Below are 25,202 nucleotides of genomic sequence, written 5' to 3'. Positions count from 1 at the left end.
CACAAAATCCGTTCGTGCGCTGCTTAAGCGGCCACGTCCTCATACTGCGCGTAACCGGTGGCTTCGAGCTCGAGCGCCAGTTCCTTGCCGCCCGACTTCACAACCCGGCCCTTCGACATCACGTGGACGACGTCCGGCACGATGTAGTTCAGCAGGCGCTGGTAATGCGTGATCACGACCATTGCGCGCTCCGGCGAGCGCAGCGCGTTGACGCCGTCGGCGGCGACGCGCAGCGCGTCGATGTCGAGGCCGGAATCCATTTCGTCGAGGATGCACAGGCTCGGCTGGAACAGCGCCATCTGCAGCACTTCATTGCGCTTCTTCTCGCCGCCGGAGAAGCCGACATTGACGCCGCGCTTCAGCATGTCCATCGGGATGTTCAGCGAGGCCGCAACTTCGCGGACCTTCTTGAGAAAATCCGGCACCAGGAATTCGCTTTCGCCGCGCGCCTTGCGCTGCGAATTGAGCGCGGTGCGCAGGAAGTTCATGGTGGTCACGCCGGGAATTTCGACCGGATACTGGAACGCCAGGAACACGCCCTTGGCGGCGCGCACGTCGGGCGCCATGTCCAGCAGGTCTTCACCCTTGAACAGGATCTCGCCGCCCGTCACTTCATATCCCGGCTTGCCGGCGATGACGTGTGAGAGCGTCGACTTGCCGGAGCCGTTCGGCCCCATGATGGCGTGCACTTCGCCGGGGTTCACGGTGAGCGTCAGGCCGTGGAGGATTTCATTGTCCTCGACACGAACCTGCAGATTGTTGACTTGAAGCAATGCGGTCATCGTTAGCTATCCTTCTTGCCCGGCGCGCTAGTTTCAGGCGGCGCTGCGGCATACACGTTCGATTTGGGCGGGCTAGCGGAATTCGTTGAGCCCAACAGACTGAATAGTTCTCCGTAGGGCGACAGCAGCAGAACAAAGAAACCCAGTGCTCCGAACCCGCAGATCGTTCCCCCTAGGACCCTCGCGTTTTCCAGACCAACGACGCCACCGAAGAGTGCGACGATCGCGCCTGAAAACGCCAGGAACAACGTGATTGCAAACGGAAGACCCAGAACAAATCCAAGTATCTTCCGCATGTTGTCACCCCACGCTTCCTTCCAGCGAGATCGAGATCAGCTTCTGCGCTTCCACAGCGAATTCCATCGGGAGTTGTTGCAGCACGTCCTTCACGAAGCCGTTGACCACGAGACCGACGGCCTCTTCCTGCGACAGTCCGCGCTGCACGCAGTAGAACAGCACATCTTCCGAGATCTTGGACGTGGTCGCTTCATGCTCGAACAGCGCCGAGGAGTTCTTCGCTTCGATGTACGGCACGGTATGCGCGCCGCACTTGTCGCCGATCAGCAGCGAGTCACACGCGGTAAAGTTGCGCGCGTTGGTCGCCTTGCGGTGCGCGGTGACGAGGCCGCGATAGGTGTTCTGCGACACGCCGGCGGCGATGCCCTTCGAGATGATGCGGCTCGTTGTGTTCTTGCCGAGGTGGATCATCTTGGTGCCCGAATCGACCTGCTGGTGGCCGTTCGAGATCGCAATCGAGTAGAACTCGCCGCGCGAATCGTCGCCGCGCAGGATGCAGCTCGGATATTTCCAGGTGATCGCGGATCCCGTTTCGACCTGGGTCCAGGAAATCTTGGAACGGTCGCCGCGGCAGTCGCCGCGCTTGGTGACGAAGTTGTAGATGCCGCCCTTGCCCTCGGCATTGCCGGGATACCAGTTCTGCACCGTCGAATACTTGATCTCGGCATCGTCATGGGTGACGAGCTCGACCACGGCGGCGTGCAACTGGTTCTCGTCGCGCTGCGGCGCGGTGCAGCCTTCGAGGTAGCTGACGTAAGCGCCCTTGTCGGCGATGATAAGCGTGCGTTCGAACTGGCCGGTATTGCGCTCGTTGATGCGGAAATAGGTCGAAAGCTCCATCGGGCATTTCACGCCCGGCGGCACGTAGACGAACGAGCCGTCGGAGAACACCGCAGAGTTCAGCGTGGCATAGTAGTTGTCGGAGGTCGGCACCACGGTGCCGAGATACTTGCGCACCAGTTCGGGATGCTCACGGATGGCTTCCGAGATCGGCATGAAGATCACGCCGGCCTGCTTCAGCTCCTTCTGGAAGGTGGTGGCGACGGACACCGAATCGAACACGGCATCGACCGCGATGCGGCGCTCGCCTTCAGGGCGCACCACGCCTTCGAGCATCTCGACTTCGCGCAGGGGTATGCCGAGTTTCTTGTAGGTCTCGAGGATATCCGGATCGATCTCGTCCAGCGAGCCGATCGTCTTCTTCGGCTTCGGCGCCGAATAGTAATAGAGATCCTGGAAGTCGATCTTCGGGTAGCCGACGCGCGCCCAGGTCGGCTCTTCCATCGTCAGCCAGCGCCGATAGGCCTCGAGCCGCCACTGCAGCATCCAGTCCGGTTCGTTCTTCTTGGCGGAGATGAAGCGGACGATTTCTTCCGACAGCCCTTTCGGGGCCTTGTCGGACTCGATGTCCGTGACGAATCCATAGCGATATTGATCGACATCGATCTGGCGAACCCGATCGACGGTCTCTTGTACGGCAGCCATTTTACCCTCCGCTCGCGGTTTCAAGGACCGCGGTGGATCAATTAGAAAACTTGTACGCTTCTTTACGATGTTCCCAAGAGGAAATCACCTGCTTAGAACCGTTCGAGCTGTGTTTCGTCGCTCTGTCTAAGTAGGGTGCCGGATAGCTTTCGCCAAGCCTCCAGACAACGATCGACGTCGCTTTCGGTGCTGGACCAGCCCAGACTGAGCCGCACGGCGGCCTGGGTGTACTCCGGACCGTACCCCATCGCCTGCAGAACGTGCGACGGCTGGACCTTGCCCGAAGAACAGGCAGACCCGGACGACACCGCGATACCTTCAAGGTCGAAGCCGATCACGGCGGTCTCCGCCCGCAGGCCGGCGACGCCGAACAGCGTCGTGTTCGGGAGCCGCCGGACCGAATCGGAGAACACCATCGTGCCCCGAATCTGCCGCAGCCCGTCCTCGAGCCGCTGACGTAGTCCGGCTAAGCGCTCCATCTCACTTATACCAGCCATGGCGGCCTTTACGGCAGCGCCGAAGCCGGCGATGCCGGGGACGTTCTCGGTCCCGGCCCGACGCCCCAATTCCTGGCCACCGCCGCGCAGCAATGCGTCCAGCCCCGCAACGCCGTCCGCCAGCACCAGCGCGCCGACACCCTTGGGGCCTCCGACCTTATGTGCAGAAACCGATAGAAGATCGGCTTGCAACAGCTTGATATCGATTGACATCTTACCGAACGCTTGCACCGCATCGACGTGCAGCAAGCCACCCGCCTGATGAACCAGTTCCGCGATCTCGGCGACCGGCTGCAGCGCGCCGGTTTCATTGTTGGCCAGCATCACCGACACCAGCGTCGGCGGACCGCCGGCCAGCAGCACGCGCAGTCCATCGGGGTCAATCACGCCGTCCCGGCCAACGCCCAGAACCTCGATGGCTTCTGGCGCAAACCGCCCGCCGGCCAGCACCGAGGCGTGCTCGATCGCCGACACGATCAGCCGCTCCACCGGGCTGCCCGGCTTGCGGAACGGTCCCGGCGTCAGCGCCAGCACGTTGGCCTCGGTGCCGCCGGAGGTGAACACGACGTTGCGCGAATCCGCCCCGACCGCCGCCGCGACCGCATGGCGGGCGTCCTCGACCAGCCGGCGCGCCTGCCTGCCCTCGGCATGGACGGAAGATGGATTGCCAGCGAGATCCCAGGCCCCCGACATTGCCACACGCGCCTCGGGGCGCAGCGGCGTGGTGGCGTTCCAGTCGAGATAGACGCGCGCACGGGCCAATGAGTTCGATGCCTTCTTTTTGGTTTGATGAGATGGCGGGCGCATGTTCGCGCTTCGCCATCATAGGTTCAATTGTTGGCGAAAACCTGTCGATCCACTCTAGCGCGGCGGGAAGGGAAACCCGACCCTAAAACGCCGCGGTCGCTGTTTTCCGCGTTGACGCAGTGCAACATCGCCCCTAACAGTCCGCCCTCTCGAAAAGCTAAGCCCGTCCAGGCGCAGCCTCGTTCAGCGCTGGAGGCGCCGCGTGACCATGACCATGACCTTCGCCGATCTCGCTTTGGCGCCGCTCCTGCTACAGGCACTGTCCGAGCAAGGCTATACCAACCCTACTCCGATCCAGGCCCAATCGATCCCGATGCTGTTGCAGGGCCGTGACATGCTCGGCATGGCTCAAACGGGCACCGGCAAGACCGCGGCCTTCGCGCTGCCGCTGCTGCATCGCCTGGCAGCAAATCCCCGCCCGGCGCCCAAGGGCGGTGCCCGCGTCCTGGTGCTCGCGCCGACGCGCGAACTGGTTTCGCAGATTGCGGTGGGCTTCGAGACGTTCGGCCGCCATCTGCAGCCGCGCGTGACGACGATCTTCGGAGGCGTCAGCCAGTTCCACCAGGTCAATGCGCTTGAGACGGGCGTCGATATCATCGTGGCGGCGCCAGGGCGCCTGCTGGATCTGATCGAACAGGGCCTCTGCGACCTTTCAGGACTTGAAGCTCTGGTGCTGGACGAGGCCGACCAGATGCTCGACATGGGCTTCGCCAAGCCGATCGAACGCATTGTCGCGACCCTGCCGAAGGATCGGCATACCATGCTGTTTTCGGCCACCATGCCGAAATCCATCGCCGCGCTGGCCGAGAGCCTGCTGCGCGATCCGGCAAAGGTCGAGATCGCCCCGCCCTCGACCACCGTGGACCGGATCGAGCAGTCCGTGATGTTCATGGACGCCGCCCACAAGAAGGCGGCGCTGCTGGCGCTGCTGCAGACGAAGGAGATCGGCCAGGCCGTCGTCTTCACGCTGCAGAAGAACATTGCCAACGAAGTCTGCGCTTTCATTACGGAAGCAGGCATCACGGCCGAAGCGCTGCACGGCAACAAGTCGCAGGGCCAGCGGGAGCGCGCGCTGGACGCCTTCCGAGCCGGGACCGTGCAGGTGCTGGTGGCGACGGATATCGCGGCGCGCGGCATCGATGTCGACACCGTGACGCATGTGTTCAACCACGACCTGCCGAGCCTGCCGGAAAGCTATGTCCACCGCATCGGCCGCACCGGTCGCGCCGGACGCAGCGGCTTTGCCATCACTTTGTGCGACGCCGAGCAGCGCGCCTGGCTGCATGATGTGGAGCGGGAAATCGGTCGCGCCTTGACGGTTCATCACGATCACGAATGGCATTGCGAAGTGGCGCGCCACTCGACCGCGCCCGCGCCGGTGCTGGGGGGCGGGCCGGCCAAGCAGGTCAAGACCCAGCAGGTACGCGAGCGCAAGATCTGGACCGAGGAAGAGAAGCTTGCGGCACGCAACGCGGCCAAGGTTGCCTGACGGGAACTCGATCGGCCCCCGATCCGCCTGCCCGTCGGCGCGAAGCTGCGACACCCTGTTCAAGATGCTTGCTTTTTGCCCTGGGCCTCATGGTAGAACGCGGCCTCAGCTTCACCCGGCGCCGCCCGTTGCGCCCGATCCGCCACCTTAGACGCAGGACTCTCCGAGCCCGGGCTTGCAAGCCCACCCGCCGAACCCTGCGCGAAGTCGGTTGATTACCTCAAGGATCATCCATGCCCGAAGTCATTTTCACCGGACCTGCCGGCCGCATCGAGGGCCGTTATCATCCGGCCAAGCAGAAGAACGCGCCGATCGCGATGGTGCTGCACCCGCATCCGCAGTTCGCCGGCACGATGAACCACCAGATTATCTACCAGTGCTATTACGCCTTCGTGCACCGTGGCTTCTCGGTGCTGCGATTCAATTTCCGCGGCGTCGGCCGCAGCCAGGGCTCGTTCGACCATGGCACCGGCGAGTTATCGGATGCCGCGGCGGCGCTCGACTGGGCACAGACCATCAACCCCGAAGCCCGTGCCTGCTGGGTCGCCGGCTTCTCGTTCGGCGCCTGGATCGGCATGCAGCTCCTGATGCGCCGCCCCGAGGTCGAGGGCTTCATCTCGATCGCGCCGCCGGCCAATCTCTACGACTTCTCGTTCCTGGCGCCCTGCCCGTCCTCGGGCCTGATCGTGCATGGCGAGAAGGATGCCGTGGTGCCGCCGAAGGACGTCAACACGCTGGTCGAGAAGCTGAAGACCCAGAAGGGCATCGTCATCGACCAGCACATCATCCCCGGCGCCAACCACTTCTTCGACGGCAAGCTCGAGCCGCTGATGGAATCGGTCACCGGCTATCTCGACATGCGCCTGGCGAACGTCCGCTAAAGCGGCGTCTGTAGCCCGGATGAAGCCGGCGATGGCGCGAAGCGCGATCGCTGGTGAAATCCGGGTCCGGCCCGTCCATCACAAACGCTTTCCCCGGATTGCGTCGCCGCGCCCAAGGGCGCGTCGACTTCATCCGGGCTACGATCACCCCGGCCTCGCCACCACGCCGCCGGTCATCGGGATCGGTACGCCGGTGGTGGCCGGATAGCTGATCGGCAGGCCCTTGAGCCCGCGCACGGCCAAAAATCCGAACGCCTGCGCCTCCATTGCGTCTCCCGACCATCCCAGCGAATCCGCGGTTTCTACCTCCGCTGGCGCAAGTCGCGCGCGCAGCATGCGCAGCACTGTCAGGTTGCGGGCGCCGCCGCCGGTGATGATCCAGCTCAGAGGCGGGTTCGGCAGCAATGGCCCGATGCTGGCAATCGCCGCGGCGGTGAACGCGGTCAGCGTGGCGGCACCGTCGGCAGGCGCCATGTTGCGCAATACAAGCGCAGCAAACGCATTGCGGTCGAGCGACTTCGGCGGCGGCGCGGCGAAGAACGGCAATGCCAGCCCGCACGCCACGAATTCCTCATCGACCACGCCCTGCGCCGCCAGCCGGCCCTCGCAATCGAACGGCTCGCCCATGCTGCGGAACATGAAATCGTCGAGCAGCGCGTTGCCGGGACCGGTGTCGCAAGCGATCAGGGTGTCGCCGTCGATATAGGTGATGTTGGAGACGCCGCCGATATTGACCACGGCGACCGCCCCGCCGCGCCCAAGCGCCTGCGCCAGCGCGCGATGATAGACCGGTACCAAAGGCGCGCCCTGCCCGCCGGCCGCGACATCGGCGGCGCGGAAATCGTGCATCACCGGAATATGGATCGCCCGCGCCAGTGCCAAGCCATCGCCGATCTGCACCGTCAGCCGGTCGGCCGGACGATGCAGCACCGTCTGGCCATGGAAGCCGACGATATCGACGTTTTCGCGGGCGATGCGGTTTTGCGTGAGAAAGCCGGCCACAGCCTCGGCATGGGCCGAAGTCACCACCCGCTCGGCCTCGGCCAGGACCCCCGGCCGCGCGTCGCGGTCCGATAGCGCCGCGGCTTCGGCCAGCGCCTGGCGCAGCACGGCTCGCTCGCTTTCCGCATAGGGCCGGTAGCCGGACGGACCGAAGGCTCGCACGGCGCGGCCGTCGGTCTCGATCAAGGCGATGTCGACCCCGTCCAGCGAGGTCCCGCTCATCAGCCCGATCGCGGTCAGCATCAATGCCACGGCCAAAGCCCTCGTCAGGTGAAACTTGTGTCTAATGGCCCGATCTTATAATGCCACACGGCGCCCCGGATGGGCGGTCGCCGGTCCCGGCGCACCGCCAATCTGTCGAGTCAGCGTAAAAATATCATGATCAGAGTCTTCAACAGATGACCGCATTTAAATCAGACTTTCTGAACGTGCTGCAGAGCCGCGGCTTCATCCACCAGATCTCCGATCCGCAGGCGCTGGATGCCGCCTGCGCCAAGGGCCCGGTCACCGCCTATGTCGGCTACGACGCCACCGCGACGTCGCTGCACATCGGCAATTTGATCTCGGTGACCATGCTGCACTGGTTCCAGGAGACCGGGCACCGTCCGATCACCCTGATGGGCGGCGGCACCTCGATGGTCGGCGACCCCTCTTTCCGTGACGACCAGCGACAGTTGCTGACCGTCGAGAAGATCGACGAGAACATCCAGGGCATCAAAAAAATCTTCGGCAAGATGCTGCGCTACGGCGATGGCCTGACCGACGCGATGATGGTCAACAATGCCGACTGGCTGTTGAAGCTGAACTACGTCGAATTCCTGCGCGACGTCGGCCGGCATTTCTCGGTCAACCGCATGCTGGCCTTCGACAGCGTCAAGCTGCGGCTCGACCGCGACCAGTCGCTGTCGTTCCTCGAATTCAACTACATGATCATGCAGGGCTACGACTTCACCGAGCTCAACCGGCGCTATGGCTGCACGCTGCAGATGGGCGGCTCCGACCAGTGGGGCAACATCATCAACGGCGTCGACCTCTCCCACCGCATGGGCGGCCCGCAGCTCTACGCGCTGACCACGCCGCTCTTGACCAAATCGTCCGGCGAGAAGATGGGCAAGTCGGCCACCGGCGCGGTATGGCTGAACGGCGACCTCTTCAGCCCCTATGATTTCTGGCAGTATTTTCGCAATACCGAAGACGACGACGTCGGCAAATTCCTGAAGATCTTCACGCGGCTGCCGCTCGACGAGATCGCCCGGCTCGAGCGCCTCGGCGGCGCCGAGATCAACGAAGCCAAGAAGATCCTCGCGACCGAAGCCACCGCCATCGTGCACGGCCGCGAGGCGGCGGACGCCGCCAACGAGACGGCGCGAAAGACCTTCGAGGAAGGCGCGATCTCGTCGAGCCTGCCGACCATCGATATTCCGCACGGCGAACTCGAGGCCGGCATCGGCGTGCTCGGCATTTTCGTCACTGCCGGCTTCGTCGCTTCCAACGGCGAGGCGCGGCGCCAGATCAAGGGCGGCGGGCTGCGCGTCAACGATGTGCCGGTGACCGACGAGAAGATGCTGCTGACGCCGGCGCAACTCACGCCGGAGGGCGTGATCAAGCTGTCGCTCGGCAAGAAGAAGCACATCCTGCTCAAGCCCGCATAGGGCCATTCGCCGGGCGCACTTGTTCATGCACTGCGAAACGCGCTCCATGGTGGGCCATTCGCAAACGCCGTGAAGAAGAGCCCGATGGACCCCAAAGCCTCCCAGCGCACCGCGCTCGCCGTTCTGGGCGTCTGCTTCACGCTGTCGGTCCTGGGTCGCGGGCTACAGGAGAGCTTTACGGTCTTCCTGCTGCCGATCTCGCAGGCTTTTGACTGGGATCGCGGCGACGTGGTCTCGATCTACTCGCTGACCGCGCTTTGCATCGGGCTTGCCTCGCCGCTGGTCGGTCGGTTGTTCGACCGCTCCGGCCCCCGCGCGGTGTTCGTCACCGGACTGGCGCTGATCGGCGGCGCCTTCCTCGCCGCTTCCTTTGCACAGCAGCTCTGGCAGTTTCAGGTCACCATCGGGATCGCGCTGGGCTGCGGTGTCGCCTGCATCAGCAACGTGCCGAACTCGATCCTGCTCGGCCGCTGGTTCGGCAAAAGGCTGCCGACCGCAATGTCGGTGGTGTATTCCGCGACCGGCGCCGGCGTGCTCATCATGCTGCCCTTCGCGCAAATCCTGATCGACCGCCTGGACTGGCGCGGCGCCTATCAGACCTTCGGCTGGATGGTGCTGGCTTTGCTGCTACCGTTGGTTCTCTTGCCATGGCGTTTCTTTGCAAATGGCTCGGAGCATCTAGAGAAGCCCGAGGGCCACGATCTTGCCGACGAGGGCTGGACGCTGCCGCGGGCCATGCGCCATCACGCGTTCTGGGCGCTGTTCTCGACGTTCTTCTTCACCGCGATCGGCATGTATGCGATCGCGCCGCAGGTCGTGGCCTATCTGATCGATGCCGGCTTTCCGCCGCTGACCTCTGCGACCGCCTGGGGTTTCAGCGGCGTGGTGCTGCTGTTCGGCATGCTCGGCGTGTCGTGGCTCGACGGCGTGATCGGCCGCCGCCCCTCGATCCTGTTCAGCTACACCCTGTCGATCGCAGGCATCGTCATGTTGTGGCTACTGCAATGGTACCCGAACTATTTTCTGCTGACCGGCTTCGTGATCTGCTTCGGCAGCATGATCGGCTCGCGCGGGCCGCTGCTGACGGCGACCGCGATGAAGATATTTCGTGGTCCCCGCGTCGGCACCATCTACGGCACCATCACGATCGGCAGCGGGCTGGGCTCGGCGCTCGGCTCATGGAGCGGCGGACTGCTGCACGACTGGACGCAGAGCTACAATCCACTGATCGCCTTCGCGCTGGTCAGCGTGGTGATCGGCATGATCCCGTTTCTCGTCGTGCCTGCGCTGCGCCGTTAACTTGAAGGTGGGCGCGGTGAACAGCGCCTACCTCAGTTGATGCGCGCTGCAGGACATTACGACTGATTTCTCTATTTTAGCGTGCATGTCACGCCTGTTGCATTGAGATGCGTATTCATATAACGCACTTTCATCTTTGGTAAGCACCTTGCAGCTACAAACTACCTCAAGTTTTACCGACTGGAGGTCCAGATGAGTCTGCTCAGCCGCTTCACGATCCGCACCAAGCTCGCCAGCATCGTGGTTGTTTCCGCCATATCCGTTTGCGCGATCATCGCGGTGTCCGCCTCGCTGAGCCAGAAGCGCATGCTGGAAGACCGCATGGGCCAGTTGCATACCGCCGTCGACCTGATGGTCGGCATGGCGCAGACGCTGCAGGACGAAGTCGCGGCCGGCAAGCTCACGCTCGCTGACGCGCAGGCCCAGTATCGCCAGCGCGCCAGCGGCATGACGTTCGGAAACAAGCAGGGCTACCTCGTCGCCTATCATTCCGACGGCGTGCTGCTGGTCAATGCCGGCAACCCCAAGCTCGAAGGCAAGTTCACCGGCACCAAGGACTCCAACGGCGTGCTGATCTCCAAGGCGACCATCGATGCTGGTCGCAAGTCGCCGGAAGGCGGCACGACCTCGTATCTCTATCCCCGTCCCGGCCAGACCGTGCCGCTGGAGAAGATGGTCTACGCGCGCTACTACGCGCCGTGGGACCTGACCATGAGCAGCGGCCTCTATGTCGACGATCTCGATGCCGACGTGAATGCGCTGCTCACCAGGCTCGGCCTGCTCGGCGCCGGCGTGCTGGCGCTGATGGCGCTGCTGTCCTGGCTGATCGCCCGCGACGTGCTCGGCGCGCTGCGTCGGCTGCAGGGCCGCATGCACAACATCGCCACCGGCTCGCTCGACACCGCGGTCGACGAGACCGACCGTGGCGACGAAATCGGCCGCATGGCCGAGCAGTTGGAGATGCTGCGGCAGACCTCGATGACCGCGCGTACGCTTGAAGCCGAACAGGCCCGCCTGAAACAGACCGGCGAGGCCGAGAAGCGTGATGCACTGATCCAGCTCGCCAACCGTTTCGACCAGTCGGTCGGCGCGCTGGTCGGGCTGATGGCCTCCGGCTCGACCGAACTCGAAGCCACCGCCCAGTCGATGTCCGGCACCGCGGCGCGCACCAACGACCAGGCAACGATCGTCGCGACCGCCGCCGCCGAAGCCAGCAGCCGCGTCCAGACCGTCGCCGCCGCCGCCGAAGAATTGTCGTCATCGATCGTCGAGATCAGCCGGCAGATGGCGCAGTCCGCAAAGATCACGAGCCATGCGGTCGATAGCGCGCGGCGCACCGATAGCATCGTCCGCGCTTTGGCGGATGGTGCGCAGCAGATCGAGCACGTCGTCGAACTGATCAACAGCATCGCCAGCCAGACCAACCTCTTGGCCCTCAACGCCACCATCGAGGCGGCACGCGCGGGCGAAGCCGGCCGCGGTTTCGCCGTCGTCGCCACCGAAGTGAAGAGCCTGGCCGGCCAGACCGCCGACGCCACCAAGGAGATCGGCACCCGCATCGCGCAGATCCAGGCGGCGACCAGGGAAGCGGTCGATGCGATCCAGGGCATCACCGCGACCATCGAGGAAGTCAGCGCCATCGCCACCACGATCGGCTCGGCGATCGAGGAGCAAGGCGCCGCCACCGCCGAGATCGCCCGCAACGTGACGCAGACCGCGCAGGCGACCCAGGAGGTCACCACCAATATCGGCGGCGTCAGCTCGGCCGCGCATGAAACCGGCGGCGCTGCCAGCATGGTGCTGAGCGCGGCGTCCGGCCTGTCGAAACAGGCCGAGCAATTGTCCGGCGAAGTCAGCACCTTCCTCGCCGGCGTCCGCGCAGCGTAAAGTTCCCTAGCAACAAAAAAGGGCGCGGTCAGCAATGACCGCGCCCTTTTTCTTTAAGCCCGGCATGGACTAGTTGTTCGAGCCGCTCGGGAACTCGACCGGGTTGTTCTGTTTGCCAGTGTTGAACTCGAAGATCTTGCGCACCAGGCCCGGCGCTAGCGCCGAGATAGGGTTGACGCGCATGACGGGCGCGCCGGGCGTGCCGATCACCTCGTAGGTGACGCCGATCAGCCCTTCATTGCTGCCGCCGCCGAGAAACAGCCCGATCACCGGCAACTGGCCGAACATGTTGTTGAGCCCGTACATCGGCACGAAGGTGCCGCTCATCCGCACCGTGTTGGCGGGATAGTCGATGCTGCCTTCGATGGTGGCGCCGACGACCGGGCCTTTCACGACGCCTTCGCGGATGGTGAGCTGGCCGTTCTGCCGGGTGAATTCGGCGCGCAGCCGCGAGAAGGCGATGCTGTTCTGGGTGCCGCCCTGCCCGCCGCCGGCCACGCTGGCGAGCTGCGCTTCGCCCTTGACGGCGAAGTCGCGCAGATTGACCAGACCTTCCTTCGGACGGTTGTCGGAGCTCGGCGTATCCATCGCCAGCGACAACTGGCCGCCGCTGACCTTGGCGTAGGTGTCGGTGACGCGCAGCAGCGCGCCGGCGTCATTGGTCTCGATGTAGATGATATCGCGCGCGGCACCCTGCGCGCGACCGCGCATGTCGCCGGTCAGCGGCGTGTCGCGTCCGAGCTTGCCATTCAGCGTGAAGCTCTTGATCGTCCCCCCGCGCCTGGAGATCTTGACGTCGAGGCTGCGGATGGCCTCGCCGTAGAAGCCCGCGACCGCCCCCAGCTTGACGTCGATGTCGAAATCGATCGCCTTGGTCTTGTTCTTGGGGTCGGTCTCCTTGCCGGAGATCACCGACTTCAGGAAGCCGCGGCCGTCAAACACGTCGCCGCGCATCACCACCTTGAGCGTGCCGTCCTGACTGCGATCGGCCTTCAGCGAGGTCTTGTCGCCTTCCGACGGCGAGAAGGTCGGGAAGTTGGCGCTGACCAGATCGCCGCTCTGGTCGACCTCGACCGCGCCCCTGATCGAGGCGCCGGAGCCGTCGACCACGATGTCCTCGAGCCTGGTCGATTGGCCCTTCTGCACCACGTTGAACACCGCGCGGCCGGCCTTGCCCGGCTGCTTGGTCCAGCCCGGGAGGATGTTGTCGATCTTCATCGGCGTCAGATCGGCCTCGATGCCGAACTTGCTCTCGCGGTCTCCGGACCCGATCCGGCCCGCCAGCTTGAGCGGCAACGAGCCGCTGACGGCGGGGCCGAGATCGAAGCCCAGCCGGGCGCGGCTGGCGTCGTCGAGCGTGGCCTGCAGCCGCACGTCGGCATCGCCGTCAGTCGGCTTGCGGTAGTCCAGCGCGGCGGGCTGGCCGTTGATCCGGACGTCGCCCTTGACCTGATAGCCCTGGTTGTTGGCGGTAATCTTCAGGGCGTTGGCTTCCAGCTTCTGGCCCATCACCAGCTTGTCGCCGGCGAAATCCTTGAGGTCGGCATTGATCGTATAGGTGGTGTCGGCCTTGGTCAGTTCGCCCTTGATCGGCATGCCCATGGTGACGAACGCCGAGGCATTGCCCTTGGTGGCGTTGGGATCGAGCGTGTTGCCGGTGACGTCGCTAAGGCGGTCGGAGGCCAGGATTTCCGCTACCGCAGGCACCGGCCCCTCGACCCTGAACTTGACCCGCGCCGGCATAGGCTTCGGCACCATGTCCGGCACCTCGAACACGACGTCGGTGAGATTGAGCTTGCGCCCCGCGGGCGTATCGACACCGGCCTGCCCGATCGTCACCGTGGCGGTGCGGCCGGTGATGCGGGCCTTGAGGTCGGCGTCGCGGATCAGCGGCAGGTCATCGACCGGGCGCAGCGTCACGCCATTGGCGAGGATGGTGACGCTGAGGCCGTCATCGGGGATCGGCGGGCCTCTTCGCGACAAATTGCGTACCGGCGAGTTGAGCGCGATGTCGAGCCGCTGCACCGAGCCGCGCTCGATCCGCTCGATCACCCATTCTCGGACTTCCGGGGTCACCAGGATCGGCCACATCCGCTTCAAGGCAGACGCCGACATCGGCGTGCCGGCAAGCCCGAGCACCAGCCGCGGCTCGCCGGCGTAATCGACCGCGCCGGAACCGGCGATCCCGATCTCGCCATTGCTTATATTGGCCTGCGTCAGCAAAACCCGCTTGTTGTCGGTATCGAAACGCAGCCCGATATCGATCCGGTTGAAGATCAGCGGCGCTTCATTGCCGGTGCCGGGCAGCACGATGGTGCCGCCGCTCAAGCCGGCCTGCCAGTTCGGCACGGCGTCGTTGGGCGGCTCGACATGCGCCAAGAGCGTCACGCGGTTCGGACCGGCAACCACCTTGAACGGTGCCAGCAGCACGCGGCGGCCGGAATCCCATTCGAGATTGACCTCGGCGGAATCGATCAGCATCGGATAATCGGGCGTATCATTGTCGATGATCGGGCCGGCGCCGGCGACGATCTTGCCGCGGAAATAGGTCGGCAGGCCGTCGCGGCCAAGTTCGCCCTTCAACTCGCCGGTCAGCGGCAGGTCGGCGCTGTAGGTCAGGTCCTTCATGCGCAAGGCCAGCAGGATGTTCCGGGTCGGAACCCTGTCTGCTTTGATCTCGACCGAGCGCACGCCGTTAGACGGCGCACCGACCACGACGCCGAACGACCACGGCGTCTTGCCAGCCTCGCCAAAACTCATCGCCACGCCGCCCGTATGCGGGCGGCGCAGGTTCAGCGTGATGTTGTTGAAGGTCGAGGTGTTGCCGCGCTGCTGGTCGTCGATCACCAGCGTGCCGTTCTTGAGGCCGATCTCGTTGAGGTTCTGGCCGTCCAGTCCGGTCAGGCTGAGGCTGTCGAGCCACTCCAGCCCGGCGAGGAGGCCGCTGGGCGACGGTTTCTCGGCCGCCGGAACCGGCGGGGTAGGCAGCGCCTGGACCAGGGGGGCGACCTGACCCGGCGGCAGCGACAGCGACGGGCCGGACGGCACCGGGATGGTCGGCGGAATGACCGGCGGCGCGACCCGCGGCGTCGCCACGCCGGTCGCCAGCGGGCGCGCATTGTCGCCGGTGGAAACGGTGACCTCACCGTCCGGCATGATGCGGACCGCGAGCACGGCATCGACGAGGTTGAGGCTTTCGGCGCGCAGCCGGCCCATCAGCATCGCAGGCACCGACAATTTGACTTCGGCCTTAGGGGCACTGGCGACGATGGCGTGATCGCGGTCGCGCACCACGATGTCGCGGATCCGTACCGCGATCCGGATCCGGCCGGACCGCTCGATCTGGGTGCCGCCAACCTCGACGGTGTTACCCTCGCCGATATTGTCCTGGATCGCGTCAGCCAGCCACGGTGTCGCCATGTCGAAATTGATCGGCCCGGCGCCGAGCCGCCACCACAGCGCGCCGAAGCCGCCGGCCACGACGACCAGCAGCAGGAGCAGCACCCCGAGTGTCCGCTTCAGCCAGCCGCCGCGACGCGGTGGCTCTACGCCGTGCCCGGTGTCCGGATTGGACAGCAGCCGGCGCGCGCGATGATTGCCAACCTCTTGATGGAGCTGATCCCAATCGGAATCGTTCCATTGCGGAGACTGCTGACCGGCGTGCGGAATTGTCGCTTGGGGCGGCTTGTTACTTGGCATTGCCTCTCGGTGCAGGCGCTGATGATGAGAATGATCGCTCCGGGCATCTGCGCATCGATCGCTCGATGGCCCCTGTTCCGGCAATGCGGCTCATTCGCGGGTTAGTCATGACGTTCAGGTCGTGGCGCCGCGTTCAGGCACACGGGATCGGGTGTTGCGTCGAATCCTTTGTAACCATACTCCGGGGGCAGATCATTTGCACCGCGGCGGATTTACCCGGCAGCGCAAAGCACTTCTAATATTCATCACACTGATCCGCTGAAAGCGACGAAAGGAAGGCGTATGTCCAAGAAATCGCGCGAGAATTCCTCCAAAGCCTCGACCGAGAGCGCGGCCAAGAGCGCGGCCAGGCCAGCCGCCAAAAGCGCCGCGAAGCCGGCTGCCAAGAAGGTTGCCAAACCGGTGGTAGCCAAGCCGGTAGCGAAGGCGCGGGCAAAGAAGACCGTTGCCCAGCCCGTGAAGCCCGCCGCCACGGCGGTTGCCAAGGTTGCAGCGAAAGCGAAACCGGCTGCCAAGGCTCCGAAGGCCGTTGCCGCCGCGAAGGCCCGCAAGCCGGCGCCGGCGGCCAAAGCCGTCGCCGCACCGAAGCCGGCGAAGGCAAAGCTCGATCAGGCGCCGGCGCTCGCCGCCGAAGGCAGTCTGGCTCCGGGATTCAGCCTGCCGCGCGACGGCGGCGCCACCGTTTCACTCGCCGACTTTGCCGGGCAGAAACTGGTGATCTTCTTCTATCCGCGCGCCAATACGCCAGGCTGCACCAAGGAGGCGATCGATTTCACCCGCCTCGGCCGTGATTTCAAGGCCGCTGACACAATGGTGCTCGGCGTTTCCGCCGATCCCTTGAAGGCGCAGGAATCGTTTCGCGACAAGCACGATCTGACGACGCCGCTGTTGTCCGACGAGACCCAGTCGATGCTCAAGGCCTACGGCGCGTGGGGCGAGAAATCGATGTATGGCAAGGTGTTCGAAGGCGTGCTTCGCACCACGGTTTTGATCGGCAGCGACGGCCGCGTGGCGCGAATCTGGCGCGGTGTGAAAGTCGATGGACATGCTGACGCGGTACTCGAGCAGGCCCGTCAAATTTAGCGGATCCCTTTGCTCAAAATTAACCATGAGAGGGTCAAATCCCCCGGTAATTGAGCCGGCCAGAGCGTATTTCCTGGCCGGCGCCGGGAGTACTGATGTCGAACCGCACCGCGCACCACGCCGAATATCCACAGCACCACGCCCATGATCACCACCGGGCGCAAGCGCGTCGGACCGGCCCGGCCAAGGCCCCGGCGCAGCCGGCCCGCCAGGGCGACTATACGATCGCGCATGCCGGCAAGCAGTTCCGGATCGGCCCCGTGGTGTTCTGGATCGTGGTCGGCACCGTGACCGTGCTGGGCGCCTGGTCGGCGGCGACCGCGACCTATTTCGCGTTCCGCGACGACGTGCTGACCAAGCTGATCGCCCGGCAGGCCGAAATGCAATACGCCTATGAGGACCGCATTTCCGAGCTGCGTGCCAAGGTCGATCGCTCGACCAGCCGGCAGATGCTCGACCAGGAACAGTTCGACCAGAAACTCGCCGAAGTCACCCGCCGCCAGGCCGTGCTGGAAAACCGCGCCGCCATGCTGAGCGCGATCCCCGATAATCTGGCGACCGGTTCGATCGGCAAGCCCCCCGCATCATCCGGCACGCCGAAGCCGTCGCCGATCAATACAACCGTCACGCCAACGGCGCCGCCGGACCGCCAGGCGCGGCTCGGCACCCGCATCCTCAACGCCGTGATGCCCGGCCACTTCGCCAAGATCCAGGGCGTCGATACCGTCATTACAAAATTGCAGGCCTCGCTCGACCAAGTCGAGAGCAAGCAATTATCGACCCTGAGCGTGGCGGAAGAAACGATGAACGCCAAGGTCAACCGGATGCGCGGCGTCGTCAGCGAGCTCGGCCTCAACATGGCGCAGCTCGAAGCCGCAGCACCCCGCGCGCCAATGGGCGGCCCCTACGTTCCCGTCAAGCTGACCGCCGACGCCGGCCCGTTCGAGCGCCAGCTCGTTCGCACCTATACGACGCGCGCGCAGCTCGACAAACTGAACCGCACCATGGCGCTGGTGCCCTATCGCAAGCCGGTGGTCGGGGAAATCGAATACACCTCGACCTTCGGCGTGCGCTCCGATCCGTTCCTCGGCCGCCCGGCGATGCATACCGGCCTCGACTTCCGCGCCGCGACCGGCGATCCGATCCGCGCCACCGCCAACGGCCGCGTGACCTCGGCGGCCTATGCGGGAGGATATGGCAAGATGATCGAGCTCGACCATGGCAACGGCCTCGCCACCCGCTACGGCCATTTGTCGGAGATCAACGTCCGGGTCGGCGACGTCGTCAAGATCGGCCAGGTGATCGGCCTCGCCGGTTCGACCGGCCGCTCCACCGGCTCGCACCTGCACTACGAAACCCGCATCGAGGGCGAAGCCGTCGACCCGCAGAAATTCCTGCGCGCGGGTGCACGGCTCGGTGCGGGCTAGGGATGCCGGGCATTGTTGCCCCGCCCCGAGTGTGATTGAAGCGGCAGTGAAACCCGAGGCTGCCTCTTGAGCTCTCCCCGACGCATCGGCCCGAAATATCCACGCCTCGGCCGCTTCGGCTTCCGAGCGACCCGCCGCGTCACGACCTGGCTGATGGCACTGGCCGGGTTTCACGCCAATGATTCCCGTTTCACGGCAGACCGCATCCAGGCAATCCGCGCCAAGCTTGCACGCGGCGAGACGGTGTATCTCGCCGGCCTCGGCCTGCCCGGCACGCATAATTCCGGCGTCGCCCTGGTCGAAGTGACGCAGGCGCGCGGGCCGCGGCTGATCGTCAACAATGAAGAAGAACGCTTCTCCGGCGACAAGCACACCACGCAATATCCGCGCGGCGCGCTGGATGCGATGCGTGCCACGCTGCGGACGATCGGCCGCGACGTCGGCGATATCGATGCGTGGCTGACGAGCTGGGACTATCCCGACCTGATCGGCTCTCTGCTGCGTAGCGTGATCGAGGAATTCCCAGAGAGCCTGAAACTGCTGCGCACGCAGAATTCCGTCAGCTTCGATGCGAGGCGCTTCGAGCAGATGACGCGCACGCCAAAACTGTTGCGCAAGCAGTTCGGCCTGCCCGCCCGCGTGCCGCTTCTGATGATGCCGCATCACGACAACCACGCCTGGTTTTCCTTCGCAGCCTCGCCCTTCCCCGACAACGAGCCGGTGGCGATCGCGGTGCTGGATGGCACCGGCGACCTCGGCTCGGTATCGACCTATGTCGCGCAGTCAGGCGCGATGCAAAAACTGTTCTGCAATGACAGCGTGTTCGACTCCCTCGGCGCGTTCTACAGCGTGATCGCCTCGACGCAGGGCGGCTGGACCTGGCTGTCCTGCGAAGGCCGCTACATGGGCGCCGCCGCCTGGGGCGACATGAACCGCGCCAGCAATCGGTATTACCCGCGCTTGCGCGAGGTGCTGGAATTTGCCGTGAACGGCGAAGTGCGGCTCAACCGCGCGATGGGCAACTGGTACTGCGACCCGTTCGAACATCCCTACAAGCAGCCTTTGATCGACCTTCTAGGTCAACCGCTGAAGCCCGATCAATTGTGGAATCCCGACGCGGTGCTGCGCGTCGAGGACATCGCGCACCGCGCCGATACGCAGGACCGCCTCGACAAGGCGGCCGCGACGCAACTGGTGTTCGAGGATGCGCTGATCCATATCGTCGATCACCTGCTGCGCACCACCGGGGCACGCCGGCTGGTCCTGACCGGCGGCGTGGCGCTGAATGCGCTCGGCAACATGCGGCTGTTGCAGCATTTCGACGAGACGTGGTTCGCGCAGGCGCAAGGCCGCCGCTCGAAACTGCATCTGTGGGTGCCGCCCGTACCCGGCGATCCCGGCGTCACCATCGGCGCCGCCTGGGTGTTCGCGCATCTGCTCGGCGCGCCGCGCGGAGCACCGATCACGCATGCGTTCTATGGCGGCGACGCGCCGGCCGCGGATGACATCGCGGAGGCGCTGAAGAGCGACGACATCGCCTCGACGCCGGTCGGCTCGATCTCGACGCCCGAGGGCATCGATGCCGTGGCTGATTTGATCGCTTTTATCATCGCGCAAAGCGGCATCGTCGCGTTGTACCAGAGCGCGGCGGAGACCGGCCCGCGCGCGCTCGGCCATCGTTCGATCCTCGCCAACCCCTGCGATCCCGCGACGCGCGAGCGGCTGAATGCGCGGGTAAAATTTCGCGAGGCGATCCGCCCTTTGGCGCCGATGGCGACGCTTGAGGCGGCGCAGGAATATTTCGAGCTGCTGGAAGGCGCCGCTGACGCTGATTACAACGCCTATAATTACATGGTCCTGACCGCGCAATCGAAGCCGCAAGCCCGGATAAAAATTCCGGCCGTGATCCACGCCGACGGCACCGGCCGTATCCAGATCGTCCGCGCCGACGACGACCCCCTGACCTACGCCATCCTGAAAGCGCTCGGCCGCCACATCGGCGTCGAACTTTCGGTCAACACCTCGTTCAATGTCGCAGGACCCATCGCGCAGACGCCGCAACAGGCGGTGGACACGCTGCGCCGCTCGGCCGGACTCGATGTCGTGATGATGGTCGCCTGCGACGGCGCGGTCACCGCCGCCTGGCACGGCGGCACGCGCGACAGCGGCCGGTTTACGGCGTGGCTGTCGGCGTGGCGCCGTCCCTGCGGTTAGGAATCGTAGCTCAGACCTTGCCGATCTTCTTGGCTACCGCGACCAGGCGCGCGCTGTCCTTGGCGACGAATTGCGCGAAGGCGTCGGCGTCCTGATAGGCCGGCATATTGCCGGCGGCCTCGAACGTCCGGGTCACTTCCGGATCGCTCATCGCGGACTTCATCGTTTCGCGCAGCTTTGTCACCACCGGCTGCGGGACACCCTTCGGCACGAACAGGCCGGCCCAGATGTAGAACTCGACATCGGAGTAGCCCAGTTCCTTGAACGTCGGCACGTTCGGGAAGGCGGCCAGGCGCTCGCCGCCGAAATTGGCGAGAACGCGCAGCGTGCCGGCATCGACATGCTGCTTCAGCGTGCCCGGCGCGGAGGCCAGCGCCTGGATCTGGCCGCCCAGGAGATCGCTGATCGCCGGCGAAGCACCACGGTAGGGAACGTGCAGCAGCTTGATGTCGGCGGCGATCGCGAACATTTCCATCGAGACATGCAGCGTGCCGAACGGGCCGGACGAGCCATAGGCGATGGCACCGGGCCGCGCTTTGGCGTCGGCGACGAAGTCCGCAATGGTCTTCCACGGCGCGCTGGCCGGCACGGCGAACAGCGTCGGATCGGCGAGCACGCGCGCGATCGGCTGCAGCTGATCGACTTCATAAGCGACGGGACGCTCATAGATGCGGTCGGCTTCCGGCAGCACGGCGAGCGACGACAGCGTCATCAGCATGGTGTGGCCGTCGGGCTGCGCGCGTGCTGCGGTCGCATTGCCGAGCGAGCCGCCGGCGCCAGAGCGGTTATCGATGATGACCGGCTTGCCGAGCACCTTTTGCATGTACTGGGCGATCGGACGCGCCGCGATGTCGGCCTGCCCGCCGGCCGGAAACGGCACGATCATGGTCATGTTGCGGGTCGGCCAGGCGTCCTGCGCGCGGGCGCTCTGGCCGGTCACGGCGAGAGCCGAAAGGCCGCCAAGGCCCGCGATGAAGTCGCGACGTTTCATGTGATGTCTCCCAATGTGTTTTGTGCGGCGCCATCGATGGGCCGCCGTCTCAAGGACCGACGATTTGACCGCCTTGTATCGTGTATCGCAGCATGCGGTGGCGAAGGACGCCACCGCATGTTGATAGCTCGTTCAGCCGACCGGATTTTCCAGTCTGCCGATGCCGCTGACGTCAATGGCCACCACGTCGCCCTTCTTGAGGAAGCGCGGCGGCTTGAAGCCGAGGCCGACGCCGGCCGGCGTGCCGGTGGCCAACAGATCGCCGGGCTCCAAGGTAATCACGGACGAGATACACTCGATCAGCGTCGGAATGTCGAAGATCAGATCGGCGACCGACGCATCCTGGCGCAGTTCGCCGTTGACGTAGGTCTTGAGCTGCATCTTGGTCGGGTCCGGCATTTCATCGGCCGTCAGAATAGCCGGTCCCATCGGACAGAACCCGTCGATGCCCTTGCCGATGAACCACTGCCGGTGCTTGTGCTGCAGCGTGCGCGCGGTGACGTCGTTGATGATCGTGTAGCCGAACACATGCGCCAGCGCATCCTGCTTGGTGATGCCGCGGCCGCCGCGACCGATGATCACGGTCAGCTCGCCCTCGTAGTCGGTGCTGTCGGTCGGATCCAGATAGTTCGGGATCGACGCGCCCGGCCCGATCACGGTACTCGACGGCTTGGTGAAGATCACCGGCGCTTCCGGCACCACTTCCTTGGCCGAGGAGTCGAAGCCGGAGCCGGCGAATTCCTTGGCGTGTTCGTGATAGTTCTTGCCGACGCAGAACACGTTTCGCGACGGACGCGGGATCGGCGCGAGGAGCTGCAACCCGGCGATCGGCAGCGGCGCGCCTGCGGCAGCGGCCAGCCCGTCCTTCAGGCGATCGTAATTGGCGATCAGGGTCAGCATGTCCGGCGCGATTTCGGCTGGCAGCGGCGAAACCTGCGTGAGCATCTCATCGGCGATGCCGACGGCCTGATGGCCGTTATGAAGGAACGTGACGAGGCGCATTTTCTCTCCAGTGCTCTGGTGCGTTTATTTCCGGCGACGGGTCGCCGGTTCTTCTATAGACACGTATATCTTCGATAGAAGATTTGTTCAAGGCCGCCGGTGTCTTATAACCGTTTGGCGAAGTGACACCGCGGCAAACCATGCCTAAGATCGATCACGGCAATCACGACGGAGCGACACGCGACATGGCGAACCCTGCGGCACGGAAGGTCATCGACGAAGACCCCGTCAGCCGTGACTTCGGCGACCGCGTCCGCACCATGCGCGAGCAGGCCGGCCTGACGCTGGAGGCCTTTTCGAAACTGTCCGGCGTGAGCCGCGCGATGCTGTCGAGCGTCGAGCGCGGCGAGAAGAGCCCGACGATCGGCCTGGCGCGGCGCATTGCACTCGCGCTGAATACGTCATTCTCGACTCTGCTGGGAGACGTCGATGCGCCTCGTCGCGCCTTCGCGGTCGTGCGCAAAGATCAGCGACAGGTGTTTCGCGACGCCAAGACCGGCTTCGAGCGTTTCCTGCTGTCGCCGGTGATGGCCGGCATGGCGGTGGAAGTCGTGCTGCACCATCTGCCGCCGAAGACATCGACCGGCGAACTGCCCGCCTACCCGGCCGGCACGTCCAAGCATGTTCTGGCCACGCATGGCCGCGTGACGGTCCGGACCCGGGATACCGAGACCGTTCTGGAGGAAGGCGACTCGCTGTATTTCGAGGTCGATGTCGAGCACTGGTTCGAGAACCGGACGACGCGCCGCTGCGAGTACTATCTGGTGATCGCGGCGGCGCCGAGCTATGCCCGCCGCAGCGACGCAAAAGCGTAGGAAACTCCTGCCGCTCCTGCGCCGCTGTCGATCCACGCGCGGCCGGCCTCAGCCGACCGGCGCCATCCGCGGAATCATTTCTTCAGGCACAGGCCGACGCTGGGCGGCTTGGCGCAGGCCGCGCCGTCGGGCGCTCCGCCGCTCGGGCAGAACACCGAGACCAGCGTTTCGGTCGCATCGCACGCAGCGGGGCCATCGACCTGTACGGCGCGAACGGCGACCGTCGCCGCTTCGCCCTTGTCGCCTTTTTCACCCTTCTCGCCAGCAGCGCCCGGTGCACCCTGCGGTCCCTGCGGACCCTGTGCGCCAGTCTGCCCCTGAACGCCGGGAATACCCTGAAGGCCCTGGGCGCCTTGCGGACCGGCGGGGCCCTGCGCGCCCTGCTCGCCCTTTGGACCGGCCGGTCCGGGATCGCGACCGCAGCCGGCCAGCATCAGCGCTGCACCGATAGCCAGAATGGGAATGATTTTCACGATGCCCCCCTTTTCAATGATGATGCCGCTTCCTGCGACTCTCGGAAACAAGCCGGAAGACCCCGGCGGGTTCCGGTACCGTCATCATAAGGAAAATGCGGCGGAGGAGAAGTAGTCCGCCAAGGCCGGGGCCTGAAAGTCGCACAAAATATTGAAACGGTGCGACTGCAGTCGCACCGCCTCGAAGCTGGCTTAGTCGACGTCGTCGATCGTGCCGGCGCCCGGCGAGGTGCCGAAAGCGCGCTGCGCCAGCGTCGCCGCCATGAACTCGTCGAGGTCGCCATCGAGCACGCCGGAGGTGTCCGAGGTCTGCACGCCGGTGCGCAGGTCCTTGACCATCTGGTAGGGCTGCAACACGTAGGAGCGGATCTGGTGGCCCCAGCCGATCTCGGTCTTGGCGGCCTGGTCGGCAGCGGCCTGCGCTTCGCGCTTCTTCAGCTCGATCTCGTAGAGTCGCGCGCGCAGCATGTCCCAGGCCTGCGCCTTGTTCTTGTGCTGCGATCGGCCGGCCTGACAGACCACCGCGACGCCCGACGGGATATGCGTCAGACGCACCGCGGATTCGGTCTTGTTGACGTGCTGGCCGCCGGCGCCGCCGGAGCGCATCGTGTCGACGCGGACGTCAGATTCGTTGATGTCGATCTTGATGGTGTTATCGACCACCGGGAAGATCGCCACGCTCGAAAACGAGGTGTGCCGCCGCGCGTTGGAATCGAACGGCGAGATCCGCACCAGGCGATGCACGCCGGCCTCGGTCTTCAGCCAGCCATAGGCGTTGTGGCCGGAGATCTGGATGGTCGCGGATTTGATGCCGGCTTCTTCGCCGGCGGTCTCTTCGAGATATTCGACCTTGAAGCCGTGCTTCTCCGCCCAGCGCGTATACATGCGCAGCAGGATGTTCGCCCAGTCCTGGCTCTCGGTACCGCCGGCGCCGGCGTGGACTTCGAGATAGGAGTCGAAGCGATCGGCCTCGCCGCCGAGCAGCGCTTCCAGCTCGCGGCGCGCGACTTCCTTCTTCAGCGCCTTCAGCGCCTGTTCGGCCTCGACCACGACGCCGTCATCGCCCTCGGCCTCGCCGAGCTCGATCATCTCGACGTTATCGTCGAGTTCACGCATGACCTTGCCGATACCGGTCAGCGAATCCTCCAGCGAGGTCCGCTCCTGCATCAGTTTCTGGGCTTTCTGGGGATCGTTCCAGAGATTGGGGTCTTCGGCGAGCTTGTTCAGCTCTGCGAGGCGTGCCGTGGATGCATCGACGTCAAAGATGCCTCCTCAGCAGCCCGACTGACTGCTTGATCTCTTCAACGAGGCGTTCGAATTCTGGGCGCATGACAAAGTCCGTGATTGCGCTGCCCGTTTAACCGCAGCTCTCGTCAGATGCAACCGCCGTCGCAAGCCTCCAGTGCTAGATCTGCTCTTC

At 64.9% G+C, this 25,202-nt stretch carries 19 protein-coding genes; 9 read left to right on the top strand and 10 right to left on the bottom strand.

Annotated features, from left to right (window positions below; translation table 11 throughout):
• Positions 1-23: 23 nt before the first annotated feature.
• The 4 genes from sufC to FIU28_RS13790 form a co-directional block, all read right to left on the bottom strand.
• Entirely contained in the window at positions 24-782 is a 759-nt protein-coding gene (gene sufC, locus FIU28_RS13805) for a Fe-S cluster assembly ATPase SufC (protein WP_143573764.1), read from the bottom strand.
• Positions 783-784: 2 nt separating this feature from the next.
• Complete coding sequence (locus FIU28_RS13800) at positions 785-1,078, bottom strand: hypothetical protein (RefSeq protein ID WP_143573762.1); 294 nt, start codon at positions 1,076-1,078, stop codon at positions 785-787.
• Between the two features lie 4 nt (positions 1,079-1,082).
• Positions 1,083-2,564: a Fe-S cluster assembly protein SufB gene (gene sufB, locus FIU28_RS13795; protein ID WP_143573760.1), complete on the bottom strand. Its 1,482-nt coding sequence runs from the start codon at positions 2,562-2,564 to the stop codon at positions 1,083-1,085.
• 92 nt (positions 2,565-2,656) lie between these two features.
• Complete coding sequence (locus FIU28_RS13790; RefSeq protein ID WP_143573759.1) at positions 2,657-3,868, bottom strand: cysteine desulfurase family protein; 1,212 nt, start codon at positions 3,866-3,868, stop codon at positions 2,657-2,659.
• Positions 3,869-4,076: 208 nt separating this feature from the next.
• Between FIU28_RS13790 and FIU28_RS13785 the strand changes: the two genes are divergently transcribed.
• A complete protein-coding gene (locus tag FIU28_RS13785; RefSeq protein WP_143576183.1) occupies positions 4,077-5,357 on the top strand; it encodes a DEAD/DEAH box helicase in 1,281 nt (426 codons plus the stop codon).
• A gap of 233 nt (positions 5,358-5,590) precedes the next feature.
• Positions 5,591-6,238 carry an alpha/beta hydrolase gene (locus tag FIU28_RS13780; RefSeq protein WP_143573757.1) on the top strand — a complete coding sequence of 216 codons (648 nt, stop codon included), beginning with the start codon at positions 5,591-5,593 and terminating at the stop codon, positions 6,236-6,238.
• 144 nt (positions 6,239-6,382) lie between these two features.
• On the opposite strand, the gene FIU28_RS13775 is transcribed toward FIU28_RS13780, so the two are convergent.
• A complete protein-coding gene (locus FIU28_RS13775; RefSeq protein WP_143576182.1) occupies positions 6,383-7,486 on the bottom strand; it encodes an anhydro-N-acetylmuramic acid kinase in 1,104 nt (367 codons plus the stop codon).
• Positions 7,487-7,638: 152 nt separating this feature from the next.
• Here FIU28_RS13775 and tyrS point away from each other — a divergent pair, with 152 nt between their 5' ends.
• The 3 genes from tyrS to FIU28_RS13760 all read left to right on the top strand — a co-directional run bounded on the left by tyrS (position 7,639) and on the right by FIU28_RS13760 (position 12,078).
• Entirely contained in the window at positions 7,639-8,892 is a 1,254-nt protein-coding gene (gene tyrS / locus FIU28_RS13770; protein ID WP_143573755.1) for a tyrosine--tRNA ligase, read from the top strand.
• A gap of 84 nt (positions 8,893-8,976) precedes the next feature.
• On the top strand, positions 8,977-10,191 hold the full coding sequence (locus FIU28_RS13765; protein WP_143573753.1) for an MFS transporter: 1,215 nt from the start codon (positions 8,977-8,979) through the stop codon (positions 10,189-10,191).
• Positions 10,192-10,383: 192 nt separating this feature from the next.
• A complete protein-coding gene (locus tag FIU28_RS13760; RefSeq protein ID WP_143573751.1) occupies positions 10,384-12,078 on the top strand; it encodes a methyl-accepting chemotaxis protein in 1,695 nt (564 codons plus the stop codon).
• A 69-nt stretch (positions 12,079-12,147) separates the two neighbouring features.
• On the opposite strand, the gene FIU28_RS13755 is transcribed toward FIU28_RS13760, so the two are convergent.
• Positions 12,148-15,777, bottom strand: coding sequence for a DUF3971 domain-containing protein (locus tag FIU28_RS13755; protein ID WP_143573750.1), 3,630 nt, complete (start codon positions 15,775-15,777; stop codon positions 12,148-12,150).
• Positions 15,778-16,059: 282 nt separating this feature from the next.
• Here FIU28_RS13755 and FIU28_RS13750 point away from each other — a divergent pair, with 282 nt between their 5' ends.
• The 3 genes from FIU28_RS13750 (at position 16,060) to FIU28_RS13740 (ending at position 20,501) form a co-directional block, all read left to right on the top strand.
• Positions 16,060-16,860, top strand: a complete 801-nt coding sequence (locus tag FIU28_RS13750; RefSeq protein ID WP_143573748.1) for a peroxiredoxin — start codon at positions 16,060-16,062, stop codon at positions 16,858-16,860.
• 95 nt (positions 16,861-16,955) lie between these two features.
• Complete coding sequence (locus tag FIU28_RS13745; RefSeq protein ID WP_143573746.1) at positions 16,956-18,287, top strand: peptidoglycan DD-metalloendopeptidase family protein; 1,332 nt, start codon at positions 16,956-16,958, stop codon at positions 18,285-18,287.
• A gap of 66 nt (positions 18,288-18,353) precedes the next feature.
• Positions 18,354-20,501: a carbamoyltransferase C-terminal domain-containing protein gene (locus FIU28_RS13740; protein ID WP_246660673.1), complete on the top strand. Its 2,148-nt coding sequence runs from the start codon at positions 18,354-18,356 to the stop codon at positions 20,499-20,501.
• 10 nt (positions 20,502-20,511) lie between these two features.
• Here FIU28_RS13740 and FIU28_RS13735 read toward each other — a convergent pair whose 3' ends face one another.
• Together FIU28_RS13735 and FIU28_RS13730 are read right to left on the bottom strand one after the other, a co-directional pair.
• A complete protein-coding gene (locus FIU28_RS13735; protein WP_143573744.1) occupies positions 20,512-21,492 on the bottom strand; it encodes a tripartite tricarboxylate transporter substrate binding protein in 981 nt (326 codons plus the stop codon).
• A gap of 132 nt (positions 21,493-21,624) precedes the next feature.
• Positions 21,625-22,494 (bottom strand): fumarylacetoacetate hydrolase family protein, encoded by an 870-nt coding sequence (locus FIU28_RS13730; protein WP_143573742.1) that lies wholly within the window; start codon positions 22,492-22,494, stop codon positions 21,625-21,627.
• Positions 22,495-22,634: 140 nt separating this feature from the next.
• Here FIU28_RS13730 and FIU28_RS13725 point away from each other — a divergent pair, with 140 nt between their 5' ends.
• Positions 22,635-23,309 (top strand): helix-turn-helix domain-containing protein, encoded by a 675-nt coding sequence (locus tag FIU28_RS13725; protein WP_210245398.1) that lies wholly within the window; start codon positions 22,635-22,637, stop codon positions 23,307-23,309.
• 74 nt (positions 23,310-23,383) lie between these two features.
• On the opposite strand, the gene FIU28_RS27255 is transcribed toward FIU28_RS13725, so the two are convergent.
• Together FIU28_RS27255 and prfB are read right to left on the bottom strand one after the other, a co-directional pair.
• On the bottom strand, positions 23,384-23,782 hold the full coding sequence (locus FIU28_RS27255; protein ID WP_302466839.1) for a hypothetical protein: 399 nt from the start codon (positions 23,780-23,782) through the stop codon (positions 23,384-23,386).
• 192 nt (positions 23,783-23,974) lie between these two features.
• Positions 23,975-25,112, bottom strand: a protein-coding gene (gene prfB / locus FIU28_RS13715) for a peptide chain release factor 2 (RefSeq protein ID WP_143573740.1) whose coding sequence is annotated in 2 segments (ribosomal slippage) — positions 23,975-25,042 and positions 25,044-25,112 — 1,137 coding nt in all. Because the reading frame shifts where the segments join, the coding sequence is not laid out codon by codon here.
• Between the last annotated feature and the right edge of the window lie 90 nt (positions 25,113-25,202).

This window comes from Tardiphaga sp. vice154 (genome assembly GCF_007018645.1).
Classification (GTDB): domain Bacteria; phylum Pseudomonadota; class Alphaproteobacteria; order Rhizobiales; family Xanthobacteraceae; genus Tardiphaga.
This window is presented reverse-complemented; position numbering and strand designations above follow the sequence as displayed.

Bases quoted from the DNA above. Each gene is read 5' to 3' on its own strand.
- FIU28_RS13750 (WP_143573748.1), top strand. From the start codon at position 16,060: ATGTCCAAGAAATCGCGCGAGAATTCCTCCAAAGCCTCGACCGAGAGC.
- FIU28_RS13785 (WP_143576183.1), top strand. From the start codon at position 4,077: ATGACCATGACCTTCGCCGATCTCGCTTTGGCGCCGCTCCTGCTACAG.
- tyrS (WP_143573755.1), top strand. From the start codon at position 7,639: ATGACCGCATTTAAATCAGACTTTCTGAACGTGCTGCAGAGCCGCGGC.
- FIU28_RS13745 (WP_143573746.1), top strand. From the start codon at position 16,956: ATGTCGAACCGCACCGCGCACCACGCCGAATATCCACAGCACCACGCC.
- sufB (WP_143573760.1), bottom strand. From the start codon at position 2,564: ATGGCTGCCGTACAAGAGACCGTCGATCGGGTTCGCCAGATCGATGTC.
- FIU28_RS13735 (WP_143573744.1), bottom strand. From the start codon at position 21,492: ATGAAACGTCGCGACTTCATCGCGGGCCTTGGCGGCCTTTCGGCTCTC.
- FIU28_RS13760 (WP_143573751.1), top strand. From the start codon at position 10,384: ATGAGTCTGCTCAGCCGCTTCACGATCCGCACCAAGCTCGCCAGCATC.
- FIU28_RS13755 (WP_143573750.1), bottom strand. From the start codon at position 15,777: ATGCCAAGTAACAAGCCGCCCCAAGCGACAATTCCGCACGCCGGTCAG.
- FIU28_RS13790 (WP_143573759.1), bottom strand. From the start codon at position 3,868: ATGCGCCCGCCATCTCATCAAACCAAAAAGAAGGCATCGAACTCATTG.
- FIU28_RS13780 (WP_143573757.1), top strand. From the start codon at position 5,591: ATGCCCGAAGTCATTTTCACCGGACCTGCCGGCCGCATCGAGGGCCGT.
- sufC (WP_143573764.1), bottom strand. From the start codon at position 782: ATGACCGCATTGCTTCAAGTCAACAATCTGCAGGTTCGTGTCGAGGAC.
- FIU28_RS13800 (WP_143573762.1), bottom strand. From the start codon at position 1,078: ATGCGGAAGATACTTGGATTTGTTCTGGGTCTTCCGTTTGCAATCACG.
- FIU28_RS13725 (WP_210245398.1), top strand. From the start codon at position 22,635: ATGCCTAAGATCGATCACGGCAATCACGACGGAGCGACACGCGACATG.
- FIU28_RS13730 (WP_143573742.1), bottom strand. From the start codon at position 22,494: ATGCGCCTCGTCACGTTCCTTCATAACGGCCATCAGGCCGTCGGCATC.
- FIU28_RS13765 (WP_143573753.1), top strand. From the start codon at position 8,977: ATGGACCCCAAAGCCTCCCAGCGCACCGCGCTCGCCGTTCTGGGCGTC.